General features: G+C 73.5%; 21 protein-coding genes. 10 read left to right on the top strand and 11 right to left on the bottom strand.

Annotated features, from left to right (window positions below; translation table 11 throughout):
• The first annotated feature begins 169 nt into the window (after nt 1-169).
• The 3 genes from QFZ71_RS05640 to QFZ71_RS05650 all read left to right on the top strand — a co-directional run bounded on the left by QFZ71_RS05640 (nt 170) and on the right by QFZ71_RS05650 (nt 3,058).
• On the top strand, nt 170-1,057 hold the full coding sequence (locus QFZ71_RS05640) for a glycerophosphodiester phosphodiesterase family protein (protein WP_307667158.1): 888 nt from the start codon (nt 170-172) through the stop codon (nt 1,055-1,057).
• A gap of 66 nt (nt 1,058-1,123) precedes the next feature.
• Complete coding sequence (locus QFZ71_RS05645) at nt 1,124-1,696, top strand: methylated-DNA--[protein]-cysteine S-methyltransferase (protein WP_307667159.1); 573 nt, start codon at nt 1,124-1,126, stop codon at nt 1,694-1,696.
• Nucleotides 1,697-1,846: 150 nt separating this feature from the next.
• Nucleotides 1,847-3,058 carry an MFS transporter gene (locus QFZ71_RS05650; RefSeq protein WP_373465184.1) on the top strand — a complete coding sequence of 404 codons (1,212 nt, stop codon included), beginning with the start codon at nt 1,847-1,849 and terminating at the stop codon, nt 3,056-3,058.
• 96 nt (nt 3,059-3,154) lie between these two features.
• Here the strand turns inward: QFZ71_RS05650 and QFZ71_RS05655 are convergent, their stop codons facing one another.
• A complete protein-coding gene (locus QFZ71_RS05655) occupies nt 3,155-3,517 on the bottom strand; it encodes a cupin domain-containing protein (RefSeq protein ID WP_307667161.1) in 363 nt (120 codons plus the stop codon).
• 105 nt (nt 3,518-3,622) lie between these two features.
• Between QFZ71_RS05655 and QFZ71_RS05660 the strand changes: the two genes are divergently transcribed.
• Both QFZ71_RS05660 and QFZ71_RS05665 read left to right on the top strand, forming a co-directional pair.
• Nucleotides 3,623-4,585, top strand: a complete 963-nt coding sequence (locus QFZ71_RS05660; protein ID WP_307667162.1) for a pseudouridine-5'-phosphate glycosidase — start codon at nt 3,623-3,625, stop codon at nt 4,583-4,585.
• Nucleotides 4,582-5,529 carry a carbohydrate kinase family protein gene (locus QFZ71_RS05665; RefSeq protein ID WP_373465081.1) on the top strand — a complete coding sequence of 316 codons (948 nt, stop codon included), beginning with the start codon at nt 4,582-4,584 and terminating at the stop codon, nt 5,527-5,529. Before QFZ71_RS05660 ends, QFZ71_RS05665 begins: the two co-directional genes overlap by 4 nt.
• A 35-nt stretch (nt 5,530-5,564) precedes the next feature.
• On the opposite strand, the gene QFZ71_RS05670 is transcribed toward QFZ71_RS05665, so the two are convergent.
• Nucleotides 5,565-6,212 (bottom strand): uridine kinase, encoded by a 648-nt coding sequence (locus tag QFZ71_RS05670; protein WP_307667165.1) that lies wholly within the window; start codon nt 6,210-6,212, stop codon nt 5,565-5,567.
• 140 nt (nt 6,213-6,352) lie between these two features.
• Nucleotides 6,353-7,069, bottom strand: coding sequence for a helix-turn-helix domain-containing protein (locus QFZ71_RS05675; protein ID WP_307667166.1), 717 nt, complete (start codon nt 7,067-7,069; stop codon nt 6,353-6,355).
• Nucleotides 7,070-7,154: 85 nt separating this feature from the next.
• On the opposite strand from QFZ71_RS05675, the gene QFZ71_RS05680 reads away from it, so the two are divergent.
• Nucleotides 7,155-8,366 (top strand): pyridoxal phosphate-dependent aminotransferase, encoded by a 1,212-nt coding sequence (locus QFZ71_RS05680; RefSeq protein ID WP_307667167.1) that lies wholly within the window; start codon nt 7,155-7,157, stop codon nt 8,364-8,366.
• A 491-nt stretch (nt 8,367-8,857) separates the two neighbouring features.
• Here the strand turns inward: QFZ71_RS05680 and QFZ71_RS05685 are convergent, their stop codons facing one another.
• Genes QFZ71_RS05685 through QFZ71_RS05695 form a run of 3 tightly spaced genes read right to left on the bottom strand, consistent with a single transcriptional unit; the run spans nt 8,858 to nt 14,014 of the window.
• Entirely contained in the window at nt 8,858-9,589 is a 732-nt protein-coding gene (locus QFZ71_RS05685) for a hypothetical protein (RefSeq protein ID WP_307667168.1), read from the bottom strand.
• 43 nt (nt 9,590-9,632) lie between these two features.
• Entirely contained in the window at nt 9,633-10,988 is a 1,356-nt protein-coding gene (locus tag QFZ71_RS05690) for an SWIM zinc finger family protein (protein WP_307667169.1), read from the bottom strand.
• Nucleotides 10,985-14,014: a DEAD/DEAH box helicase gene (locus QFZ71_RS05695; RefSeq protein ID WP_307667170.1), complete on the bottom strand. Its 3,030-nt coding sequence runs from the start codon at nt 14,012-14,014 to the stop codon at nt 10,985-10,987. The genes QFZ71_RS05690 and QFZ71_RS05695 overlap by 4 nt, the downstream gene beginning before the upstream one ends.
• Before the next feature lie 350 nt (nt 14,015-14,364).
• On the opposite strand from QFZ71_RS05695, the gene QFZ71_RS05700 reads away from it, so the two are divergent.
• Nucleotides 14,365-14,721 (top strand): hypothetical protein, encoded by a 357-nt coding sequence (locus QFZ71_RS05700; protein WP_307667171.1) that lies wholly within the window; start codon nt 14,365-14,367, stop codon nt 14,719-14,721.
• Between the two features lie 142 nt (nt 14,722-14,863).
• On the opposite strand, the gene QFZ71_RS05705 is transcribed toward QFZ71_RS05700, so the two are convergent.
• Nucleotides 14,864-15,562 (bottom strand): bifunctional 2-polyprenyl-6-hydroxyphenol methylase/3-demethylubiquinol 3-O-methyltransferase UbiG, encoded by a 699-nt coding sequence (locus tag QFZ71_RS05705; protein WP_307667172.1) that lies wholly within the window; start codon nt 15,560-15,562, stop codon nt 14,864-14,866.
• Between the two features lie 119 nt (nt 15,563-15,681).
• Here QFZ71_RS05705 and QFZ71_RS05710 point away from each other — a divergent pair, with 119 nt between their 5' ends.
• Complete coding sequence (locus tag QFZ71_RS05710; protein WP_307667173.1) at nt 15,682-15,990, top strand: DUF6343 family protein; 309 nt, start codon at nt 15,682-15,684, stop codon at nt 15,988-15,990.
• A gap of 17 nt (nt 15,991-16,007) precedes the next feature.
• Here QFZ71_RS05710 and QFZ71_RS05715 read toward each other — a convergent pair whose 3' ends face one another.
• The 3 genes from QFZ71_RS05715 to QFZ71_RS05725 form a co-directional block, all read right to left on the bottom strand.
• Complete coding sequence (locus QFZ71_RS05715; protein WP_307667174.1) at nt 16,008-16,376, bottom strand: tetratricopeptide repeat protein; 369 nt, start codon at nt 16,374-16,376, stop codon at nt 16,008-16,010.
• Between the two features lie 192 nt (nt 16,377-16,568).
• A complete protein-coding gene (gene coaE, locus QFZ71_RS05720; protein ID WP_307667175.1) occupies nt 16,569-17,174 on the bottom strand; it encodes a dephospho-CoA kinase in 606 nt (201 codons plus the stop codon).
• A gap of 31 nt (nt 17,175-17,205) precedes the next feature.
• A complete protein-coding gene (locus QFZ71_RS05725) occupies nt 17,206-18,144 on the bottom strand; it encodes a PAC2 family protein (RefSeq protein ID WP_307667176.1) in 939 nt (312 codons plus the stop codon).
• Nucleotides 18,145-18,434: 290 nt separating this feature from the next.
• Here QFZ71_RS05725 and QFZ71_RS05730 point away from each other — a divergent pair, with 290 nt between their 5' ends.
• Nucleotides 18,435-19,394: a nitrous oxide reductase family maturation protein NosD gene (locus QFZ71_RS05730; protein WP_307667177.1), complete on the top strand. Its 960-nt coding sequence runs from the start codon at nt 18,435-18,437 to the stop codon at nt 19,392-19,394.
• Nucleotides 19,395-19,500: 106 nt separating this feature from the next.
• Here QFZ71_RS05730 and rpsA read toward each other — a convergent pair whose 3' ends face one another.
• Complete coding sequence (rpsA, locus tag QFZ71_RS05735; RefSeq protein WP_006123726.1) at nt 19,501-21,015, bottom strand: 30S ribosomal protein S1; 1,515 nt, start codon at nt 21,013-21,015, stop codon at nt 19,501-19,503.
• 408 nt (nt 21,016-21,423) lie between these two features.
• Here rpsA and QFZ71_RS05740 point away from each other — a divergent pair, with 408 nt between their 5' ends.
• The gene (locus tag QFZ71_RS05740) at nt 21,424-22,263 is read left to right on the top strand and encodes a class I SAM-dependent methyltransferase (protein WP_307667178.1); all 840 of its coding nucleotides are present in this window, start codon (nt 21,424-21,426) and stop codon (nt 22,261-22,263) included.
• Nucleotides 22,264-22,312 lie beyond the last annotated feature (49 nt).

The following is a 22,312-nucleotide window of genomic DNA, read 5'->3' on the forward strand; positions in this document are numbered from 1 at the left end:
AGACAGACAAAGAACCCCCACCCTATCGGCACGCGTCGGTGCCGGGAGCCCGTGGTGGCACCCGGTACCGAAGGTTCCGTTCATGTCACGGCCATCGCCACCCCGCCGGGCGTTGGCGGGGCGCTGTCACTCTCTGCGTGTCCGCACACTCCCGACGTGAGGAGTCCCCGTGTTCGTCCGCACCGCAACCGTCTCCGCCACGGCCGCCGCCCTGTTCGGCGCCGGCGCCCTGCTGCTGCCCGCCGACCGGCCCGAGGCGCCGGACCAGGTCTCCGCGCAGCGGGCGGACCCGGTCGTCGTGGCCCACCGGGGAGCGTCCGGTTACGCGCCGGAGAACACCCTCGCCGCCGTCGACGCCGCCGAGGCGCTCGGCATCGACTGGGTCGAGAACGACGTCCACCGCACCCGCGACGGCGTTCTCGTCGTGCTGCACGACACCGGCCTGAAGCGCACGACGGACGTCGAGCAGGTCTTCCCCGACCGTGCCCCCTGGGCGGTCAAGGACTTCACCGCGGCGGAGCTGGCGAAACTGGATGCGGGCAGCTGGTTCGGCACGCAGTTCGCCGGGGCGCGGATTCCGACGCTCACCCAGTTCCTGGACCGCCTGGAGCGCAACCGGCAGAAGCTCCTCCTGGAGATCAAGAGCCCGGCGACCTATCCGGGCATCGAGCACGACATCATCCGGACGCTGGGTCGTTCGGGGTGGCTGGACCGCTCCCACGTGCGCAGCCGGCTGGTCATCCAGAGCTTCGGCGCGGACAGCGTCAAGGAGATCCACCGTCTGCGCCCGGACGTCACGACCGGCTTCCTGGGCACCCCGGCGGTGGCCGACCTGCCCTCGTACGCGGCGTTCACCGATCAGATCAACCCCTCGTACGCGACGATCGGCGCCGACTACGTGGCGGCCGTCCAGCGGCTCAAGGGCGCGCACGGCAAGCGGCTGCGGGTGAACACCTGGACGGTGAACAAGGCGGCGGACGCGGTGAAGGCGCGTGATCTGGGGGTCGACGGGATCATCACCAACTTCCCCGACGTGGTGCGCGACGCGACGAGCTGACGTGGCGGGGGCGGGCCGGCCGTCGTCCGGCCCGTCGCTGTCGGTGGCGGGTCGTACGGTGGCGGTATGAACAGCTACGGGACGGGCGAGGGCCCGGCCGTCCGGGGTCCGGCCGTCGCATGGGCCGTCGTGGACAGCGTGATCGGTCCGCTGATGCTCGCGGCGACCGCGACCGGTCTGGTGAGCGTGTCCTTCCACGCGCGCCCCGCCGTGCGCGACACGGTCCTCGACCGGCTGCGGACCCGGTTCGGCACGGAGCCGGTCGAAGCGCCCGGCTCGCCACGGCTCGCGGAGCCCGTACGGCAGCTCGCGGCGTACTTCGCGGGCGGGCTCCACGCCTTCGACCTCGCTCTGGACTGGTCGCTGACCGGCGGGTTCCCCCGCGAGGTGCTCCGCGAGCTGGCGAGGGGGGTGCCCTACGGGACGGTCGTCGGGTACGGGGAGCTGGCCGCCCGCGTCGGCCGGCCGGAGGGGGCGCAGGCGGTGGGCGCGGCGATGGGGGCCAACCCGCTGCCGGTGGTGGTGCCGTGCCACCGGGTGGTGGAGAGCGACGGCGGCCTCGGGGGGTTCGGAGGCGGCCTGGAGACCAAACGGCAGCTGCTGGCGCTGGAGGGGGTCCTGCCGCAGCCGCTGTTCTGAGCCGTTCCCCGCTCGCCGGGGCGCCTCTTTCACCCTCCCGGGTGAACGGCGGTGGCCGCGTGATGGCACACTGCGCCGGTGACGCGCCCCCTCTCGCTCCCCCAGGTCACCGCCGCCGGTCTGCCCGCTCTCCAGCGCCGGACCTCGGCCGTGCTCGTCGTCAGCCAGATACTCGGCGGCCTCGGCGTGGCCGTCGGTATCGCCCTGGCACCGATGCTGGCCGCCGAGGTGAGCGGGTCGGAGGCGCTGTCCGGGCTGGCGCCGACCGCGTCCGTCGTCGGCACCGCGCTGCTGTCGCTGCCGTTGGCCGCGCTGATGACCGCGCGGGGCCGCCGGGCCGGCCTGGTCCTCGCCTATCTGATCGGCGCGCTGGGCGGTGGGCTGGTCGTCGTCGCCACGATGCGCTCCAGCTTCCCGCTGCTGCTGCTCGGCATGGCCGCGTTCGGCGCGGGATCGCTGGCCGGTCTCCAGGCCCGGTTCGCGGCGGCCGATCTGGTGGGGCCGGAGCGGCGGGGGCGGGCGATCTCCACCGTCGTCTGGGCCACCACGATCGGTTCGGTGCTGGGCCCCAACATCTCGGCTCCGGCGAGCCGCCTGTTCCGCGGTACGCCGGTGCCGGAGGCGGCCGGTCCGTATCTCTGCTCGGGCGCCGTGTTCCTGGTCGCCGCGCTCGTCGTGGCGCTCGCGTTGCGCCCGGACCCGCTGCTCACCGCGCGCGCCCTGGCCCCGGAGGGGCCCGTGGGTCCGCCGAAGCGCTCCCTCGCCGCAGGAATCGCGGCGGTCAGGGAGTCGCCGACGGCGCGCCTCGCGCTGGTGACGGTCGCCGTGTCGCACACCGCCATGGTGTCGATCATGGTCATGACCCCCGTCGATCTGGGCCGCCACGGCGCCGGACTCCAGCTGATCGGACTGGTGATCAGCGGGCACATCGCGGGCATGTACGCGTTCTCGCCGGTGATGGGGTGGCTGGCCGACCGGTTCGGCCGACCGGCCGTGATCGGGCTGGCCGTCGGGCTGCTGGGCTGCGCCGCGCTGCTGGCGGGCACCGCCGGGCCCCGGCACGGGCAGACCGCCGCGGGTCTGTTCGTCCTGGGCCTCGGCTGGTCGGCGGGGATGATCGCCGGTTCGGCGCTGCTCACCGACGCCGTGCCCCGGTCGGCACAGGCGGCGGTGCAGGGGCTGTCGGACCTGACCATGAACGCGGCGGCGGGCATCGGCGGTGCGACGGCCGGGGTGATCGTCGCCCAGTGGGGGTACGGCCCCCTCAACGCGATCGCCGCCGCGCTGCTCCTGCCGGTCGCCGCGCTCGTCCTGCGGCGCGGCCTGCGGCGTCCGGAGGCGGCCGGCCCCGACGCCACCTGACCGGGCCGCCGACAGCCGTGAAGTGAGCCGTGAGCCGTGAGCCGTGAGCCGTGAGCCGTGAGAAGCGTCGCAGGCTCATCGGAGACGTCGATGGCCTCAGAGGCTGATGTGGTACGCCTTGCGCAGCGTCTCGTGCACGGTCCAGGTCGTCCGGTCGCCCGCGCGCAGGACGCAGACGTCCCCGGGGCCGATCTCCAGCGTCGCCCCGCCCTCGACCGCGACGGTCGCCCGCCCGCCGACGACCACGAACAGCTCGTTCGCCTCGGTGTCGGTGACCACGCCGGGCGTGATCTGCCAGATGCCCCGGATCTGCTTGCCGTCCGGCGATTCCCACAGCACCTTGCCCGTCACCACGGGCTCGCCCGAGACGATCTGCGACGGATCGAGTGGTTCCGGAACGAGTTCGGCGTCCGGGATGTGTACGGCGAAGGAAGCGGGGGCCTGGTCGTATGTCGTCATGGCCGGTCACCTTAGCGACCACTTCCGGCCACCTGGTGACCAGGACCCGCCACAAGGTATCCGCCCGTGGTTTGCGCCCCCGCCGTCCGCGACAGGGATGGGGGCATGCCTCTGAACTCGCCCGAACGGTACGAGCCGGTGTTCTCGGCGGAGGTGCGCGCCGCTCTGAGCGCGGGGCTGCCCGTCGTGGCACTGGAGTCGACGATCATCGCGCACGGCCTGCCGCGCCCCCGCAACCTGTCCGTGGCCCTGGAACTGGAAGGACTCGTCCGGTCCGCCGGCGCCGTGCCCGCCACCGTGGCCGTGCTGGACGGCCGTGCCCATGTCGGTCTGGACGCGCAGCAGTTGGAGCGGGTGGCCGGCGACGCTTCGGTACGCAAGCTGGGGCACCGCGATCTCGCCCCGGCACTGGCCTCCGGTGCGAGCGGGGCCACGACGGTGTCCGCGACGGCGTTCCTGGCGGCGCGGGCGGGCGTCGGCGTCTTCGCCACGGGCGGACTCGGCGGCGTGCACCGGGAATGGGCCGCGAACCAGGACGAGTCGGCTGATCTCCGGCTGCTGGCCCGTACCGGCATCACCGTGGTGTGCGCGGGGGTGAAGTCGATCCTCGACGTCCCGGCGACCCTCCAGCGTCTGGAGACCCTCGGCGTCGGCGTCGTCGGGTACGGCACCGAACACTTCCCCGGCTTCTACCTGAGCAGTTCGGGCGAACCCGTCGGCTGGACGGTGCACAGCCCCGAGGAGGTGGTGGAGGTGATCCGGGCGAAGGAGGCGCTGGGCGGGCCGCCCACCGCGCTGATCGTCGCCAACCCCGTACCGGAGCATGAGCAGTTGGATCCGCTGCTGCACGACCGGGCGCTGGCGGAGGCGCTGGAGGCGTGCCGGGAGCGGTCCGTCTCGGGGCAGGGCGTGACGCCGTTCCTGCTGGACCGGTTGATGCGGCGGACCGGAGGCGCGTCGCTGGAGGCGAACCTCGCGGCCGTACGCGGGAACGTGGCGCTCGCGGCGCGGATCGCGGTCGCGGCGGCGGAGCCCGGCGGAACGGGCGCGCTGACGGGCACCCGGTGAACGGACGCGGTGACGGGTTCAGCGGCGGAGGCCCGGTGGCTCCGGGCTCAGGCCTCCTCGTGGTGGGCGAGGTGGTGACGGACGTGGTGGCGCGGCACGGCTCGCCCCTCGCCCACGGTACGGACACGAAGGCCCGCATCCGCACCCTGCCGGGCGGCGCGGGGGCCAACGTCGCCTGCTGGGCGGTGCGTTCGGGCTGTCCGGACGTCCGGCTGATGGCCAGGGCGGGGGCGGAGTCCGCCGACTGGCACCGGGAGGCGCTGGAGCGGGCGGGCGTACGGGCGTACCTCGCCGTGGACGAGGAGGTGCCGACGGCGACCGTCATCGCCCTGGTCGACGCGGGGGCCGAGCGCACGTTCCTGACCGACGGCGGGGCGGTGCTGCGGCTCGCCGCCGAGGACTTCGCGCCCGCGATGCTGGCGGGCGTCGGACGGCTGCACCTCTCGGGCTACCCGCTGTTCGCCCCGGTGAGCCGGGCCGCCTCGCTCCTCGCCCTGCGGACCGCCGTGGAGCGGGGCGTTCCGGTGAGCGTGGACCCGGCGTCGGCCGGGTTCCTCGGCGCCCTGGGGCCGCGGCGGTTCCTGGAGTACGTGGACGGGGCGGAGCTGGTGCTGCCGAACGCGGACGAGGCACGGGTGCTCACCGGGCTGCCCGAACCGGAAGCCGCGGCCGTCGAGTTGAGCCGCCGGTTCCCGCGTGTCGTCGTCACCCTGGGCGCGGCCGGAGCCGTGGTGGCCGCCGGAGGCGAGGTCGTCGGCCGCGTCGCCGCTCCGTCCGTGCGCGCTCCGGTCGACTCCACGGGCGCGGGCGACGCGTTCACCGGCGGGTTCCTGGCGGCTCTCCTGGCCGGGGCGGACGAACGGTCGGCGGCGGCCGAGGGCTGCCGCGCGGGGGCGGCGGCCGTCGCCACCGTCGGCGGCCGGCCTCCCCCGGCGGCTCGCTGACGGGTGTCGGCGAGCCGGCGACGGGAGCGACGGGCTCACTCCCCTCCGGGCAGCCCCGACCAGGCAGGGTGTGCCGGATCGTCGGCCCGCACCACCACGTCCGCGCGCTCCGCGGGCCCCACCTCGTCCTCGTACCGGGCGAAGGCGGGCAGGGTCCAGCGTTCCGGCTCCGGCGTCCTGCGCCGCAACGCACCCGGGGACAGGCGCAGGTGGACGCCGAGCGCGAACGGGAACCAGTGCCCCAGAAGGAACGGGCCGTGCACGATCACCACCCCGCCCTCGGGCAGTTCCCTGTACGGGGTGCGGGTGGCCCGGTCCGTCACGGGGTCCCACAGGTCCGGCAGCACCCGGCCGGAGCCGCCCGCCTCCAGCGGCCCGAACACCTCGCGCCACAGCGCCCCGGTGTCGTACCAGCCGTCGAGGTACGCGTCCGGGTCCCGCTTCCCGTACTCGTAGCGCAGGCTCGCCGGGCGCAGGAACCCCTCGGTGGGGACCACGAGGACCGAGCGGCCGAGCAGCCTCACCTCCTCGGCCAGGCGCTCGGCCGTCTCGCCGGTGCGGGCGGCCGGCGCGCCGTCGATGCCGAACGCGAGGCGGGACCCGCCGTCGGCGGCGGACAGCCCGTCGCCGTGCCGGGCCAGTTCGCGGGCCAGCCGTTCGCGGGTGATCGCTTCGAGTCGCACGGTTCCATCATCGCCGTACGGGCGGAAGAACACCCGGACCGGTGGAAGAGCACCCGGACCGGCGGAGGACGCCCGGTCGGCGGAGGTGCCCGAGGGGGCCCCGCTCCGGGACTTCAGGCCCCCGAGCCCGCTCCAGGACTTCAGGCCCCGGCGCGACCCGGCGGCCCGCTCCCCCGCAGTTCCGCGGCGAGCGGGCCCTGACCGGTCACCTCCACACGGCCGTCCTTCACCGCCTCCACGAACGTCGTCGTCCCCTGCGCCAGCTCCAGGCACACCTCCGCGTCCAGGGTGATCCGGGCGTCGGGGCGTTCGGCGGGGCCGTATCCGTACACCGCGCCCGGCGTCTGCGCCCCCGCGAGCACCGGCCCCGCTCCCCCGCCCACCCGCAGGTGGAACTCGCCCTCGTCGAGCCGGACTTCGAGAACACCCTCCCGCGTGAGTCCGGCGAGGGCTCCGAGCACGGGCAGGGCGAACCAGTGGGCGCGGACCGCGTCCGTGGGGCGGCGCTCGGCGAGGGCGGGCGCGCCCCACGCGGCGAGGGCGGTGAGGACGGGCAGCAGGCCGTGGCCGCGCTCGGTCAGCTCGTAGACCGACGCGCCCGAGGGGGGCGGAAGTTTGCGGCGCAGCGCCAGTCCGCCCTGCTCCATGTCCTTGAGGCGGGAGGCCAGCACGTCGGTGCTGACGCCGGGCAGGTCGGCGTGGAGGTCCGTGTACCGGCGGGGGCCGCCCAGCAGTTCACGGACGATCAGCAGCGTCCACCGGTCGCCCACGGAGTCGAGGGCGCGGGCGGTGGCGTCGAACTGGTCGTAGCTCCGGCGGCGGGCGGGGCGTGCTGGCGGCTGCTGCTGACGTGGCATGCGACGCAGTCTAGACATGTTGTTGGACTTTCCAAGCTCAAGCTTGGTAAAACCAAGTATCGCAATTCGGCTCGGGAGGCAGCGCATGGAGTTCCGGCAGTCCAGCAAGCTCAACGAGGTCTGCTACGAGATCCGGGGCCCGGTCATCGAGCACGCCAACGCCCTGGAGGAGGCGGGCCACAGCGTGCTCCGGCTCAACACGGGCAATCCCGCGCTCTTCGGCTTCGAGGCGCCCGAGGAGATCGTCCAGGACATGATCCGGATGCTGCCGCAGGCCCACGGCTACACCGACTCGCGCGGCATCCTCTCGGCCCGGCGCGCGGTGGTCCAGCGCTACCAGGCGATGGGGCTGACCGAGGTCGGCGTGGACGACGTGTTCCTCGGCAACGGGGTCTCCGAGCTGATCTCCATGGCCGTGCAGGCGCTGCTGGAGGACGGCGACGAGGTGCTGATCCCGGCCCCGGACTTCCCGTTGTGGACGGCGGTGACCACGCTCGCGGGCGGGAAGGCCGTGCACTACGTCTGCGACGAGGAGTCCGACTGGAACCCGGACCTCGCCGACATGGCCGCGAAGATCACCGACCGCACCAAGGCCGTCGTGATCATCAACCCGAACAACCCCACCGGCGCGGTCTACCCGCGCGAGATCCTGGAGGGCATCCTCGATCTGGCCCGGCGCCACGGGCTGATGGTGTTCGCGGACGAGATCTACGACCAGATCCTGTACGACGGGGCCGAGCACCACAGCGCGGCGGTCCTCGCCCCGGACCTGGTCTGCCTCACCTTCAGCGGCCTGTCGAAGACGTACCGGGTGGCCGGCTTCCGGTCGGGCTGGATGGTGGTCTCCGGCCCCCGGCAGCACGCCCGCGACTACCTGGAGGGCCTGACCATGCTGGCCTCCATGCGGCTGTGCCCCAACGCCCCGGCGCAGTACGCCATTCAGGCCGCGCTCGGGGGCCGGCAGTCCATCCGGGAGCTGGTCGCGCCGGGCGGCAGGCTGCACGAGCAGCGCGACCGCGCCTGGGAGCGGCTGAACGAGATCCCCGGCGTCTCGTGCGTCAAGCCGCAGGGCGCGCTGTACGCGTTCCCCCGCATCGATCCGAAGGTGCACCCGATCGTCGACGACGAGAAGTTCGTGCTGGACCTGCTGCTGCGGGAGAAGATCCAGGTGGTCCAGGGCACGGGCTTCAGCTGGCCGCGCCCGGACCACTTCCGCATCCTGACCCTCCCGCACGCCGACGACCTCGACGCGGCGATCAGCCGCATCGGACGCTTCCTGAGCGGATACCGCCAGTAGCCCGTCCCGTCCGCACAAGGCCGGATAGTCCGTCCCGCCCGCACAAGGCCGGTAGTCCGTCCCCGCCCGCCACGAGGGCCCGCCCCGGAGACGGGAGCGGGCCCGGAGGCGTAGCCGGCCTCCGGGCCCTGTGGTTGCCGCCCATCTCGCACGCCGGCACGTTTAAGGGTTCGGATCAGTCATGATGTCGTCGCGTCCTGCCTTTGGACCACCGCAGATCGGAGCTCTGCGGGCCGGACTTGAACCGGCATCTCGACGCGCGCGGGCCCGAGCCCGTTCGATCCGGCGATCGGCGGCGCATGCTGAGTCTGGAGCAAGAGTCTGAGATTGACGGCGGTCTGCCTCTGCCTGACTTGGGCTACTCCGGCCCGTGCCGGAGGGAGGATTCGAACCTCCACGGGAACCGCGCCTTCACGACAAGCCTCAGTTTCAGCTTGCGCTCCTCGCGCACCCCGGCCCCCACGGAAGGCGGCCGGGGAATCCATGGTCGGTCACCCGAAGAGGTAACCGAATACCGCGTCACCCACCCGCTGGTCGGTGACCTCCGCGCCGTTGGCCTCCTCGCGGGCGAACTTCACGGCCTGCTGAAGCCTCTCGATCCGGTCCAGCAGTTCGTTGACGCGCCGCGCGGGCAGCGCCCCGGAGAACTTGACGGTCGTCCAGTAGCCGACCGGGACGTCCTCGTAGTACACCTCGACCTGCGCCGGGTGCTTGTCGGTGGCCTCCGCCTTCACGTGGTTGCGGGGCACCTTCCTGGTGCGGAGCGTACGGACCGGCTCGGTCTTCCAGGAGTCGGTCGACGGGTCCTGCACCCACGCCTCGGCCGCGTCCAGCACGGGCAGCTTGCGGACGAAGGTGTTGAGGTCGGTCAACTGCTTCTCCAGGAAGAGCAGATACGACACCGGCACCTGGCTCACCAGCACCCGGCCGTCCACCGTCACATCGGCGCGGGCCGTGCAGTTCGCCCAGTCCTTGGTGGCGGTCACATCGAAGAGGCGGGTCAGCGTGGCCGCGGTCTGCCGCAGCACGTCCTCCGCCTTGACCTGGACCAGCGTCGACTCGGGCGGAAGCTGCTCGCCCTCCTCGTCCTTGGGCTGGTAGGTACGGGAGATCCCGGCCAGCAGGGCGGCCTTCTGGAGACCGTGGTGCGCTGCCGTCAGGTCCTGGTGCGCCTTGGTCTTGACGCCCTTCTCCACTGCGATGATCTGATTGAGTTTCGCCACGTCGAGGACGGTAACAGGATCAACTTCCCGCCGGCCAAGGGATTTACCGTACGTAGTGGGGGTCGTCGTACCCGGCGGCCTCCGGGACGGAGTCACCGGCCAGCAGGGCCTCCAGGACGGTCACGGGGTCGGCGTCCGGTGCGGCGCGCGGCCACCAGTCCCCGGCGCCGGGGTCGGACTCGTAGCCGTACCAGCGCAGGTCCCGGCCGAGGCGGAGCTGGAGCGAACCGTCCGGGTGGGTGAGGTGGTTGCGCCGGGGGGTGAAGCGCGGGTGGCCGGTGGCGGCGAGCGCGGGCCTGGCCCGGTCGAAGGGGCCGGCCGGCGGGTCCCAGGGCGTCTCCAGGACCGCCAGCCCCTCCGCCTCGCCCTGCCGCCAGGCGGCCACGGCGCGGGCCAGGTCGGTGGTGGTGCGGCCGGTGGCGTACGCCAGCTCCCGGTAGAGCGCGCGGGTGGTGGCGGTGAGCCCGGCGGTCGGGCGGGAGGCGGCGAGGCGGACGGCGTCCTGCCACGCGGTGAGGCCGGCCAGCGGATCGCGCCCGGTGGCCAGCAGGGCGTGGGCGCGGGCGGCGGCGTCGGTGGCGAGGTGGTCGAGACCCAGCGGGTCGCGGGCGCCGGGCAGCTCGGGGTACGACGGCGGCCGGCCGGGGTGCGGCGGGACGGGCAGGGGGGCGGGGAGCGGGGGCAGGAAGCGGACGGCGAAGGCGTCGCGTGCGGCGACGGACGGGACGTCCGGGGCGGCGGGGCGCTCGCGCGCGGAGTGCTCGGCGTTGCGCCGCCCCAGGGCGTCCAGCAACTCGCGCTCGCCCCGGCCCCGCATCAGCAGCAGGACGAACGGGTCGCTGTCGAGGAGCAGCGCCGTCTGGAAGCAGAGGGCGGCGACGTGCTTGCAGGGCCGCCCGTGGTCGGGGCAGGTGCAGCTGGGGTCGAGGTCGTCGGCGGCGGGCAGCAGCCGGACCCCGGCCTCCTCGGCGGTGGCGGCCAGGGCGTGCGGCATCTCCTTGGCCAGGAGCGCGGACAGATGGCCGGGCCGTGCCGCGACCGCGTCGAGCAGGGCCTCCCAGCCGGGGTCGGTGAAGGTGCGCAGCCGCAGTTCGGCGCGGTACGGGCGGGCCCGGCTGCCGTGCACATAGGCGACGATCCGGCCGGGGGTGACGGTGATCGCCGCGACCTGGCCGTCGTCGGCGTACGCGCGGCCGCGGGCGAGGCGGGCCTCGTCCATCGACAGGGACTCCAGCGCGTCCACCCAGGCCCGGCCCCACCAGCTGGCCGCGAAGGGCTCGCCCTCGGCGGAGGTGCGGGCGGGCACCGCCTCGAAGGTGCGCCGCAGGTCGTCCGGGCCGATCCGCGCGCGGGGCGCGGACCGGCGGGCGGCGGGGCCCGTGGTGGGACGGGGGCTCATGCGGGCCTCCGCAGCGCGACGAGGTCCGCGAGGTCGCGGTCGCTCAGCTCGGTCAGGGCACTCTCCCCGGTGCCGAGCACCGCGTCCGCCAGGGCCCGCTTGGACTCCAGCAGCTCACCGATCCGGTCCTCCACCGTGCCCTCGGCGACGATCCGGTGGACCTGGACGGGCTGGGTCTGGCCGATGCGGTAGGCGCGGTCGGTGGCCTGCTCCTCGACGGCCGGATTCCACCAGCGGTCGAAGTGGACGACGTGGGCGGCGCGGGTGAGGTTCAGCCCGGTGCCGGCGGCCTTGAGGGAGAGCAGGAAGACGGGCACCTCGGCGGACTGGAAGCGGTCCACCATCCGCTCCCGCTCGGGCACCGGCGTACCACCGTGCAGGAGCTGGGAGGGGATCGCGCGGGAGGCCAGGTGCGCGGAGAGGAGCCTCGCCATCGCCACGTACTGGGTGAAGATCAGCACGGAGCCGTCCTCGGCCAGGATGGTGTCGAGCAGTTCGTCGAGGAGGGCGAGCTTGCCGGAGCGGCCGGTGAGCCGGGTGGGCTCCTCCTTCAGATACTGCGCGGGGTGGTTGCAGATCTGCTTGAGCGAGGTCAGCAGCTTCATGATCAGGCCCCGGCGGGCGATGCCCTCCGCCGCCTCGATCTGCGCCATCGTCTCGCGGACGGCCGCCTCGTAGAGCGTGGCCTGCTCACGGGTGAGGGAGACGGGGTGGTCGGTCTCGGTCTTGGGCGGCAGCTCGGGGGCGATGCCGGGGTCGGACTTCTTGCGCCGCAGGAGGAAGGGGCGCACCAGCCGGGACAGCCGCTCGACGGCCTCCTCGTTGCCGAGGCCGGCCGCGGTGTCCGTGTTCTCCACGATCCGGGCGTGCCGGGCCCGGAACGTCTTGAGCGGGCCGAGCAGTCCGGGCGTGGTCCAGTCGAGGAGCGCCCACAGCTCGGAGAGGTTGTTCTCGACGGGGGTGCCGGTGAGGGCGACCCGTGCCGGAGCGGGGATGGTGCGCAGCGCCTTGGCGGTGGAGGAGTGCGGGTTCTTGACGTGCTGCGCCTCGTCCGCGACGACCAGGCCCCAGCTCTGCCGGGCCAGCTCGGCGGCGCTGGAGCGCATGGTCCCGTAGGTGGTGAGGACGAAGCCGCCGTCCGGGTCGCTCAGGGTCCGGTCGGCGCCGTGGAAGCGGCGCACCGGCACGCCGGGGGCGAAGCGGTTGATCTCGCGGTGCCAGTTGCCGAGGAGGGAGGCGGGGCACACCACGAGGGTGGGCGAGGGGTGAGCCCGGTGCAGGTGGAGGGCGATGAGGGTGATCGTCTTGCCGAGGCCCATGTCGTCGGCGAGGCAGCCGCCGAGCCCGAGCGAGGTCATCCGGTCCAGCCAGGCCAGACCGCGCAGCTGGTAGTCGCGCAGGGTGGCGTCGAGGCCGGGCGGCGGTTCGATGGCCGAGTCCTGGCTGAGGATGCGCGTCCGGAGCGCGGCCAGCGCCCCGGCGGGGACGGCTTCCACCCGCTCGCCGTCCACCTCGGCGCTGCCGGTGAGGGCGACGGCCAGCGCGTCCACCGGGTCCAGCAGCCCCAGCTCCCGCTTGCGCGCCTTGCGGACGAGGGCCGGGTCGACGACCACCCACTGGTCGCGCAGCCGCACCACCGGGCGGTGCGCCTCGGCCAGGGTGTCCATCTCCGCCTCGGTCAGCCGGTCGTCCCCCAGGGAGAGCTGCCAGTCGAAGGCGAAGAGGTGCTCGGCGTCGAAGAAGGACGTGCCGTCGGTGGCCGATCCGGGTGCGGGCCGCACGACGGCGGTGGCGGTTAGCGATCGGGCCAGCTCACGCGGCCAGTGCACCTCGACGCCGGTGGCGGCCAGCCGGGCCCCGGCGTCGCTCAGCAGTGCGTACAGCTCGTCCTCGGTGAGGGCGAGCACGTCGGGGACCGGCTGCCCCAGGAGCCGTTCCAACGGGGCCCAGACGCGGGCGGCGCGGCGGACCGCCAGCACCGCGTCGACCTGCGAGCGCGACCCGAACGGCTCGCCCGCCGCGCCGGCCCACAGGGTCGCCGCGTCCACCACGTAGGTCGGGTCGGCGAGGCTGTGGACCTGCACGACGGCCGCCGCGGCACGGCGGACCGCCGGGTCGTCCGCGTGCGCGGCCGGACCCGGCCCACCACCGGCCTCCGCCTCCTCGCGGGCGGCCGTGAGCGCGGAGGTGTCCGCGGTGTCGAACAGCTCGTACGCGGAGAGGTCCAGGCGCAGCGAGATGCGCACGCCCGCGTCCAGGCCGGAGGCCACCTCGACGGCCCAGGCCGCGGCGTGCGGCAGGTGCTGGGCCTCGCGGGCGGCGAACGGGGCGCCCATCGCGTACGCGGCGGCGGGCGTGCGCGGCAGGGTGTCCGCGACCGCGTCCAGGAACGCCCCGACCAGCGCCTCGGCGTCGGGCAGGCGGGGAGGCCCGGCGCCGGGGACGGGGACCGCGTGCCCCTCGGGCGGCAGGGCGGCGGCGACCGCCCGCAGATGCGCGACGTCCTCGGCGTCCCGCGGGCCCGCCCGCCAGGCGTCGTGGCCGCCCGCGGTGAGTCCGGGCAGGAGCCTGCCGCGGGCGACGAGGTGCAGGGCGTGCAGTGCGGCCGCGCCCCAGCAGCGGGTGGCGGGGTGCGCGGCGGCCTGGTGCCGGGCCCGTACGAGCAGGGGCAGCGCGTCCGCCACGGACAGCAGGGCCACGGGCGACCCGGTGGCGCGCACGCCACCGGCGCCCGCCGCCGGGTCCGCCCGCACGACCGTCAGCCGGCCGGGGGTGTACGGGACGGGGTCGGGGCGCGCGGTGGCGTCGGCGGGGCCGTAGGGCGTCCCGGCCGTCGCTCGCGCCCCCTCGTCCCGCCACAGCTCGGCGTCCACCGTGTCCGGGTCCCAGAAGGCGATGCGGCCGTCCCTGGGCACCGCGCCGGGCAGGAAGACCGCCGCGCGGCGCAGCAGACGGGCGGTGTCGGCGGTCCGGGGCGCGTCCTCCGCGCCGCCCCCGGCACCCCCCTGGTCTGGTCGTGCCGTCATGTCCGCCACCCCCTCTCCGCTCGTCCCGACGATCGCTGCCGGCTCGTCTCCAGCACGGATCGCGCCGATGCCGCGAGTCTAGGCGGGAGGTCTGACACTCCGGACTCCCGGCTCATCAGCCCAGGTCAGCGGCGGAAGGTGGCGGACCGGAAGGCAGCCCGTCCGGCGGGCGGTCCGGACACGTACGGTGACGACCGTCGGCGTTTCCCCGCCGCCCCACCGCTCGCCCGGTCGGCCGCGCACGGGATGCCGGGCCCCTCCGGAGCGGGCAGGGTGACCAGCGCCAGCACGTCTTCCCGACGTATTCGACGCACCGGACGAGCACCGGACGAGCAGACGAGGACCCGCCCATGTCCGTGACCGCTACCGCATCCCGCCGCCGGCGCCGTCTCGGCGTCGCCGCCGGGGTCTCGCTCCTCGCCCTCGCCGCCACCGGCTGCTCCGGCCTCGGCCGCACCGCCGTGGGCCCGGTGACGTACACGACGGAGCGCGAAGCGGTGGTGCAGGTGAACAGCCCCTCGGTGCGCGGCTGCCACCGGATCGCCCCGGCGGGAGCCCACGAGGTGGAGAACGGGACGCTGGTCGACGTGATCCTGTACCGCACCCGCGACTGCACGGGACGCGGGACGACGTACGTGCCGACCCGGTTCAGCGATGTGACGGCGCCGGGCAGCGGCCCGTGGCGCAGCTACAGCTTCGTGCACTGACGTGCGGCGGCCGGTGGCGCGGCCACGGCCTCGTGCGTGCGCGGACGGGCGGCAGCCCCGAGAAGCACCGCCCGGCTTCGTGCGCGGACGGGCGACAGGCCGGGGAGCGCCGCCGCCCGCGGAGGCACGGGCGGACCGCCGGTCAGGGCACGGGGCGGGCGAGCAGCCAGGTGCCGTCGTCGGTGAGGGTGCGCTCCACCGCGAGTCCGGCCGCCGCGAGATGCCCGGCGAGCTCCTCGTCGGACAACTCGCGCGACAGGAAGGTCTGCGTCCACCGCGCGTCGTCGACGTGATATTCGGCGCGCACCGAGCGCACGCCGTCGCCCACCGGGTCCGCGGAGACGATCCGGATCAGGCAGCCCGACGCGTCGGTCCGCTCCCACGGCAGCTCCGACCGGTGCGCCACGCCCTCGCGCTGGACGAGGACGATCCCGTCGTCCCGTACATGGGCACGGCAGACGCGCAGCATCCCGTCGCGCACCCGGTGCTCGCCCGCGTGGACCAGGAACGAGCCGAGCAGCACCACGTCGAACCGCTCGTCACCCAGGTCCAGCGACTCGATAGGGCTCCGCACCGTGCGCGCCCCGGCGATCTGCTCCAGCATCTCCGGCGACTCGTCCACCGCCGTCACCCGGAAACCGCGCTCCACCAGCGGATGCGTCACCCGCCCGGCGCCGCACCCCAGTTCGAGCAGGCTCGCCCCGGCCGGGGCGACGCCGGCGATCACGTCCGGCTCCTCGCCCACGGCCAGCCGGCGGTACAGCTCCACCGCGCAGCCGTCCGGTGTGATGGCTCCGGGACCGGTCCCCGCGTATCCCTCACGTACCAGTGATTCGCTCATGGGGAACCAACGATCCGCCTCCGGGCCCGGTTCCCCGCCGACCGCCGCCGAGCCGGTTCCGGCCGGGTGTTCCCGGCCCTGCGGGCCGCTCCACTCCGCGTCCGCCGCCGGGTGGGTCCATGCTGGGAAGTGAGGTGATCGCCATGCGTACCGGCAGTGAACCCACGACCGCCCGCAGTCCGCTGCGGCTACGGCTCTGGCTGAGCCTGTGGGGAACGGCCTGGGCCCTCTTCGGTCTGGTGGCCTTCGCGCTGAACGGACGGCCGGGCTGGGCGGCGGCGTGCGGGGTGGTACTGCTGCTCACGGTGGTGGACCTCTGCGTGGTGACGTACCGCATGCGCCAGGGTGCGCACTTCCAGCCGGGCCGGGACGTCCCGCCGTACGAGCCGGACCGCGGCGACGGCCGCCCGCGCAGGCCGCCGCGCTGACCGGACCGGCCGGCTCCTCAGGACCGTTCGTCGAACTTCGCGGCGCGCAGATACTCCGGCTGCGGGTCCAGCGCCGCCGCCAGGCGGAAGTGCCGGGTCGCCCGCTCCGGGCTGCCGGAGCGTTCGAAGGTGCGGGCCAGGGCGAAGTGGGCGAACGCGTTGTCCGGCTCACGCTCCAGCACCAGCTCGAACTCGAGCTCGGCGGGGCGCAGTTGTGCGGCCGCGAAGAAGGCACGGGCCCGCAGCAGCCGGGCGGCGGTGTTCTCCGGGTGGGCGGCGATCACCGAGTCGAGGAGCTTGACGGCGCCGCGGGGGTCCCGCGCGTCGAGCAGTCGCTCGGCGGCACGGAAGTCGATGACGTCGGTCTCCGGATTCCTCTCGGGCACGATCGCGTCCTTTCCTGTCCTGGTTCCCGCGAAGCTCGCGCGCTCCCCGGACGCGCGCCATCGCGGCGCCCGCGGCCGCGCACGCTTCCCTCGTGCGCGCCCTCTCAACGTCCGCTCCGGCTCCGGTATTCCGGCGGGCCGTGAGCCGGACCGCTCCGTGGCCGGGGTTCCCGGACGGTCCCCCGGCCCGGCTCAGCGGGCGGCGGCCGCCCTGCGGACCAGTTCGTCCCAGACCGCGTCGACCCGCGACACCAGCGCCTCGCGCGAACCGTCGTTGTCCACGATCAGGTCGGCGACGGCACGGCGCTCCTCGCGGGTCGCCTGGGCGGCCATCCTGGCACGGGCGTCGGATTCGGTCATACCGCGCAGCCGTACGAGCCGGTCGAGCTGGGTCTCCGCGGCGGCGTCGACGACCACGACCAGGTCGTAGAAGGGAGCGAGCCCGTTCTCGGTGAGGAGCGGCACGTCGTGGACGACGACGGCGTCCTCGGGGGCCGCCCGTTCCAGCTCGGCCGCGCGGGCGCCGACCAGAGGGTGGACGATCGCGTTCAGCGCGGCCCGGCGTTCGTCGTCGGCGAAGACGAGCGTGCCCAGCGCCGGGCGGTCCAGGGTTCCTTCAACGGTCAGGATGCCCGGCCCGAACTCCTCGACGACGGCCGCGAGTCCGGGCGTACCCGGCTCGACGACCTCGCGGGAGATCCGGTCGGAGTCGATCAGGACGGCCCCTCGCTCGACGAGCAGCCGCGACACTTCGCTCTTGCCGGCGCCGATACCACCGGTCAGGCCCACTTTCAGCATGGGCCGCAGCCTACGGGCCGGGCGGGGGCGCTCAGCCCTCGCCCTCCCGTTCGGCGAGGAAGCGCTCGAACTCGCGGCCGATCTCGTCGGCGGACGGCAGGTCGGCCGGTTCGGCGACCAGGTTGCCGCGGGTCTCGGAGCCGGCGACGGCGTCGTACTGGTGCTCAAGGCCCTCGACCAGGGAGACCAGTTCCTCGTCGCCCTGGCGGATCTGCCGGTCGATCTCGGTCTGGGTGCGGTGCGCCTCGGTGCGCAGGGTGTGCGCGAGGGCGGGCAGCACCAGGCCGGTCGCGGCGGTGATCGCCTCCAGGGCGGTGAGGGCCGCGTCCGGGTAGGCGGAGCGGGCCACGTAGTGCGGTACGTGGGTGGCGACCCCGAGGACGTCGTGGCCGGCCTCCATCAGCCGGTACTCGATGAGGGCCTCGGCCGAACCGGGCACCTGCGCCTCGTCGAAGGGGCTGCGGTGGCCCGGCATCAGGTCGGTGCGGTTGCCGTGCGGGGTGATGCCGACGGGGCGGGTGTGCGGGACGCCCATCGGGATGCCGTGGAAGTTCACCGCGAGCCGGACGCCGAGGCGCTCGACGATCTCCTGGACGGCGGTGGCGAACCGCTCCCACTCCACGTCCGGTTCCGGGCCCGACAGCAGCAGGAAGGGCGCGCCGGTGGCGTCCTGGACCACCCGGACCTCCAGGGTCGGGGCGTCGAAGGACGTCCAGCGGTCACGCCGGAAGGTGAGCAGGGGACGCCGCGCGCGGTAGTCCACGAGCCGGTCGTGGTCGAAGCGCGCGACGACCTGGTGCGGAAGCATCTCCAGCAGGCCGTCGACGATCTGCTCGCCGGTCTCACCCGCGTCGATGTAGCCGTCGAAGTGGTAGAGCATGACCAGGCCGGCCGACTCCTGTGCCAGCGCCATGTCGACGACGGCCAGGCCCTTCGGCTCCCATTCGTACAAACTCTGCGGATCAGGCACGGTTACCGCTCCTCCTCGTGTTCCTAGACGAGAACGCGACCGGCGGCGCGGGCATTCCCCGTGCCCGGACCTTTCCCCGCCGGGATCGGGTCACGGCCCGTCAGCCGCCCCGCCCGTACGGATGTTTCGCCGGCGTCGCCGCGCACCGATCCTGGTCCGGACCTTGACGGGCCCGCGCGCCGTCCCTACCGTCACTGGGCGTCTCGTCCGGCACCACGCTCCGCGGTCATGGACGAGAGAGCCCCTGTACGCACGTTCCGGATGCGACTCCCCCGACGGGAAGGCCCCCCATGCGCACCCGCTCCCCCCTCACCGTCCTGCTCGCCGCCGCCCTCACCGCGGGCGGCCTCACCCTGGCCGGTGCCGGTCCCGCGCACGCCGCGGTCATCGACGTGAGCACCGCGGCCCAGCTCAAGACGGCGCTCGCGGGCGTCTCCCCCGGCGACACGATCCGGCTGGCCGACGGCACCTACACCGGGAACTTCAAGGCCACCCGGCCGGGCTCCTCCGGGGCGCGGATCACCCTCACCGGCTCCGGCAAGGCCGTCCTGGCCGCGGGCGGCGGGTACGGACTGCACCTGAACGGCGCCTCGTACTGGACCGTCCGGGGGATCACGGTCAAGGGCGGCCAGAAGGGCATCATGGCCGATGCGGCGAACGGGGTCGTGATCGATTCGGTGACCGTGCACGACCTGGACATGGAGGGCGTCCACTTCCGCAATTCCAGCAGGGACGGCGTCCTGAAGAATTCACGGATCCACGACACCGGCCAGAACGGGCGCGGCATGGGCGAGGGCGTGTACGTGGGTTCGGCGGGCGGCCTCTCCGACCGCAGCGACAACGCGCAGATCCTGAACAACATCATCGGGCCCGGCGTCGGCGGCGAGTCCGTCGACATCAAGGAGGGCACGACCGGTGCACGGATCATCGGCAACACCTTCGACGGCGACGGACTGACCGGCGCCAACTACGACGACTCCTGGGTCGATGTGAAGGGCAACAACGTGCTGGTCGAGGGCAACAAGGGCTCCCGCACCACCAACAACGGCTACGAGACCCACACCCAGCAGAGCGGCTGGGGCTGCGGCACCGTCTTCCGGAACAACTCCTCGGACCTCACCGGGGCCACCGGCGACAAGCAGCTCGCCGTCAACGTCACCCACCACAGCTCCACGTGCCGCACGACGGTGTACGCGAGCAACACCGTCACCGGCGGCAAGGGGCTGACGAACATCGCCGTCACCCCGTAGCCGCCCCGGCTCCCGTGGACGCGAGTGAGGCCCGCCCCCCGAAGGGAGCGGGCCTCACCTACCGCTGTACAGCTACCGCAGCCGATCGGCCGCCGGGGTCAGAGCGTCAGCTCTGGCCGCCCGCGAGCTTCTCGCGCAGCGCGGCAAGGGCCTCGTCCGACGCCAGGGCGCCGGAGTTGTCCGCCGACTCCGAGGAGTAGGAGCCGCCGCCACCGCTGCCGCCGGAGGCGGCCGGAGCAGCGCCGGCCGGGGCGGCAGCGCCCTCGGCCGCAGCAGCCTCGTCGGCCTCGCGGGACTTGATGACCTGGGCCTGGTGCTGCTCGAAGCGCTGCTGCGCCTCGGCGTACTGGGTCTCCCAGACCTCGCGCTGCGCCTCGAAGCCCTCGAGCCAGTCGTTGGTCTCGGGGTCGAAGCCCTCGGGGTAGATGTAATTGCCCTGGTCGTCGTAGGACGCGGCCATGCCGTACAGGGTCGGGTCGAACTCGACCGAGGCCGGGTCGCCACCGAAGGACTCGTTGGCCTGCTTCAGCGAGAGGCTGATGCGACGGCGCTCGAGGTCGATGTCGATGACCTTGACGAAGATCTCGTCGTTGACCTGGACGACCTGCTCCGGGATCTCCACGTGGCGCTCGGCCAGCTCGGAGATGTGGACCAGACCCTCGATGCCCTCGTCGACGCGGACGAACGCACCGAACGGAACGAGCTTGGTGACCTTACCCGGGACGACCTGACCGATCTGGTGCGTCCGGGCGAACTGCTGCCACGGGTCTTCCTGCGTCGCCTTGAGCGACAGGGAGACGCGCTCGCGGTCCATGTCGACGTCGAGGACCTCGACGGTGACTTCCTGACCGACCTCGACGACCTCGGAGGGGTGGTCGATGTGCTTCCAGGACAGCTCGGAGACGTGCACGAGACCGTCGACGCCACCCAGGTCCACGAAGGCACCGAAGTTGACGATCGAGGAGACGACGCCGGAGCGGACCTGACCCTTCTGCAGGGTGGTGAGGAACGTCTGGCGAACCTCGGACTGGGTCTGCTCGAGCCAGGCGCGGCGGGACAGGACCACGTTGTTGCGGTTCTTGTCCAGCTCGATGATCTTCGCCTCGAGCTCCTTGCCCACGTAGGGCTGGAGGTCGCGGACACGACGCATCTCGACGAGCGACGCCGGGAGGAAGCCGCGGAGGCCGATGTCGAGGATGAGACCACCCTTGACGACCTCGATGACGGTACCGGTGACGATGCCGTCCTCTTCCTTGATCTTCTCGATGGTGCCCCAAGCACGCTCGTACTGAGCACGCTTCTTCGAGAGGATCAGGCGGCCTTCCTTGTCCTCCTTCTGGAGAACCAGGGCCTCGATCTCGTCGCCGACCTTGACGACCTCGTTCGGGTCGACGTCGTGCTTGATCGAGAGCTCGCGGCTCGGGATGACACCTTCGGTCTTGTAACCGATGTCGAGGAGAACCTCGTCCCGGTCAACCTTGACGATGACACCATCAACGATGTCGCCGTCGTTGAAGTACTTGATCGTCTCGTCGATCGCCGCGAGGAACGCGTCCGCGTCGCCGATGTCGTTGACCGCAACCTGCGGAGTGGTGGCGGTGGTCTCGGTGCTGCTCGTCATGTGGGAAAGGGCTCCGGTACGGACAGAGAGTCGTAGGTACTGCTACGCCGAAAGCCCGTATCGCCTCTGCAGAAGCCGGACAGCCTGGAAAGCGCGCAATCCGTTTCCGGAGAGACGCCTCGACAACCGAGGGGACATGCAACAGACGCGAGCGCGGCCTGCTAGGTCTGAAGCGCGCAGGCTCGCAGCGCAACTTGTAGCATACGGGGGCAGCCGGACAGGGTCAATGCGCGAAGGCGCACACCCGGGGCGGAACGCCCCATTCCCGGCGCAACTCGTGTTCTCCGAGGCCGCGTCGGCCCGGGAACATCACGGCACGTCGTCGCGGACACGGGTCCGTCCCGGAGGGATGCCCCCCTGGTACGTACCGCGCGCGGCGGGTGAAGGCAAACTACAACGACGGGCACGATGAGCCAAGAGATCCACGGGACCTACTCCGCGGAAGCGGCGGAATCCGCCGAGCCGGAGGCCACCCGCCGCCCCGCAGGCGAGGCGGAGAGCAGCCGGGCCAGCCGGGGCTGGTGGGACCGGAACGCCGACGAGTACCAGAGCGATCACGGCGGGTTCCTGGGGGACGACCGCTTCGTGTGGGGGCCGGAGGGGCTGGACGAGGCGGAGGCCGCCCTGCTGGGGCCCGCCGCGGCGCTCAGAGGCCTCGACGTACTGGAGATCGGGGCCGGGGCAGCCCAGTGCTCGCGCTGGCTGGCGGACCAGGGCGCCCGCCCGGTCGCCCTCGACCTCTCGCACCGCCAGCTCCAGCACGCCCTGCGCATCGGCGGGGACGTGCCCCTGGTCGAGGCGGACGCGGGCCGGCTGCCGTTCCGCGACGGCTCCTTCGACCTGGCCTGCTCCGCGTACGGGGCCGTCCCGTTCGTCGCCGACCCCGTCCAGGTGTTCCGCGAGGTGCGCCGGGTGCTGCGGCCCGGCGGGCGCTGGGTGTTCTCCGTGACGCACCCGATCCGCTGGGCGTTCCCGGACGAGCCCGGACCCGAGGGCCTGTCCGTCGCCGCCTCCTACTTCGACCGCGTCCCCTACGTCGAGCAGGACGGGAGCGGGACCGCCGTCTACGTGGAGCACCACCGCACCCTCGGCGACCGGGTCCGGGACGTGGTGGCGGGCGGCTTCCGGCTGGTCGACCTGGTGGAGCCGGAATGGCCCGCGTGGAACCACCAGGAGTGGGGCGGCTGGTCCCCGCTGCGCGGCAACCTGATCCCGGGCACGGCGATCTTCGTCTGCGAACGGGACTGACCGGTCCGGGGCGGCGGCCCCGCGCCGGGCGCGCCCGTACGACACTGGG

It is taken from the genome of Streptomyces sp. V2I9 (assembly GCF_030817475.1).
In the GTDB taxonomy this organism is placed as follows: domain Bacteria; phylum Actinomycetota; class Actinomycetes; order Streptomycetales; family Streptomycetaceae; genus Streptomyces.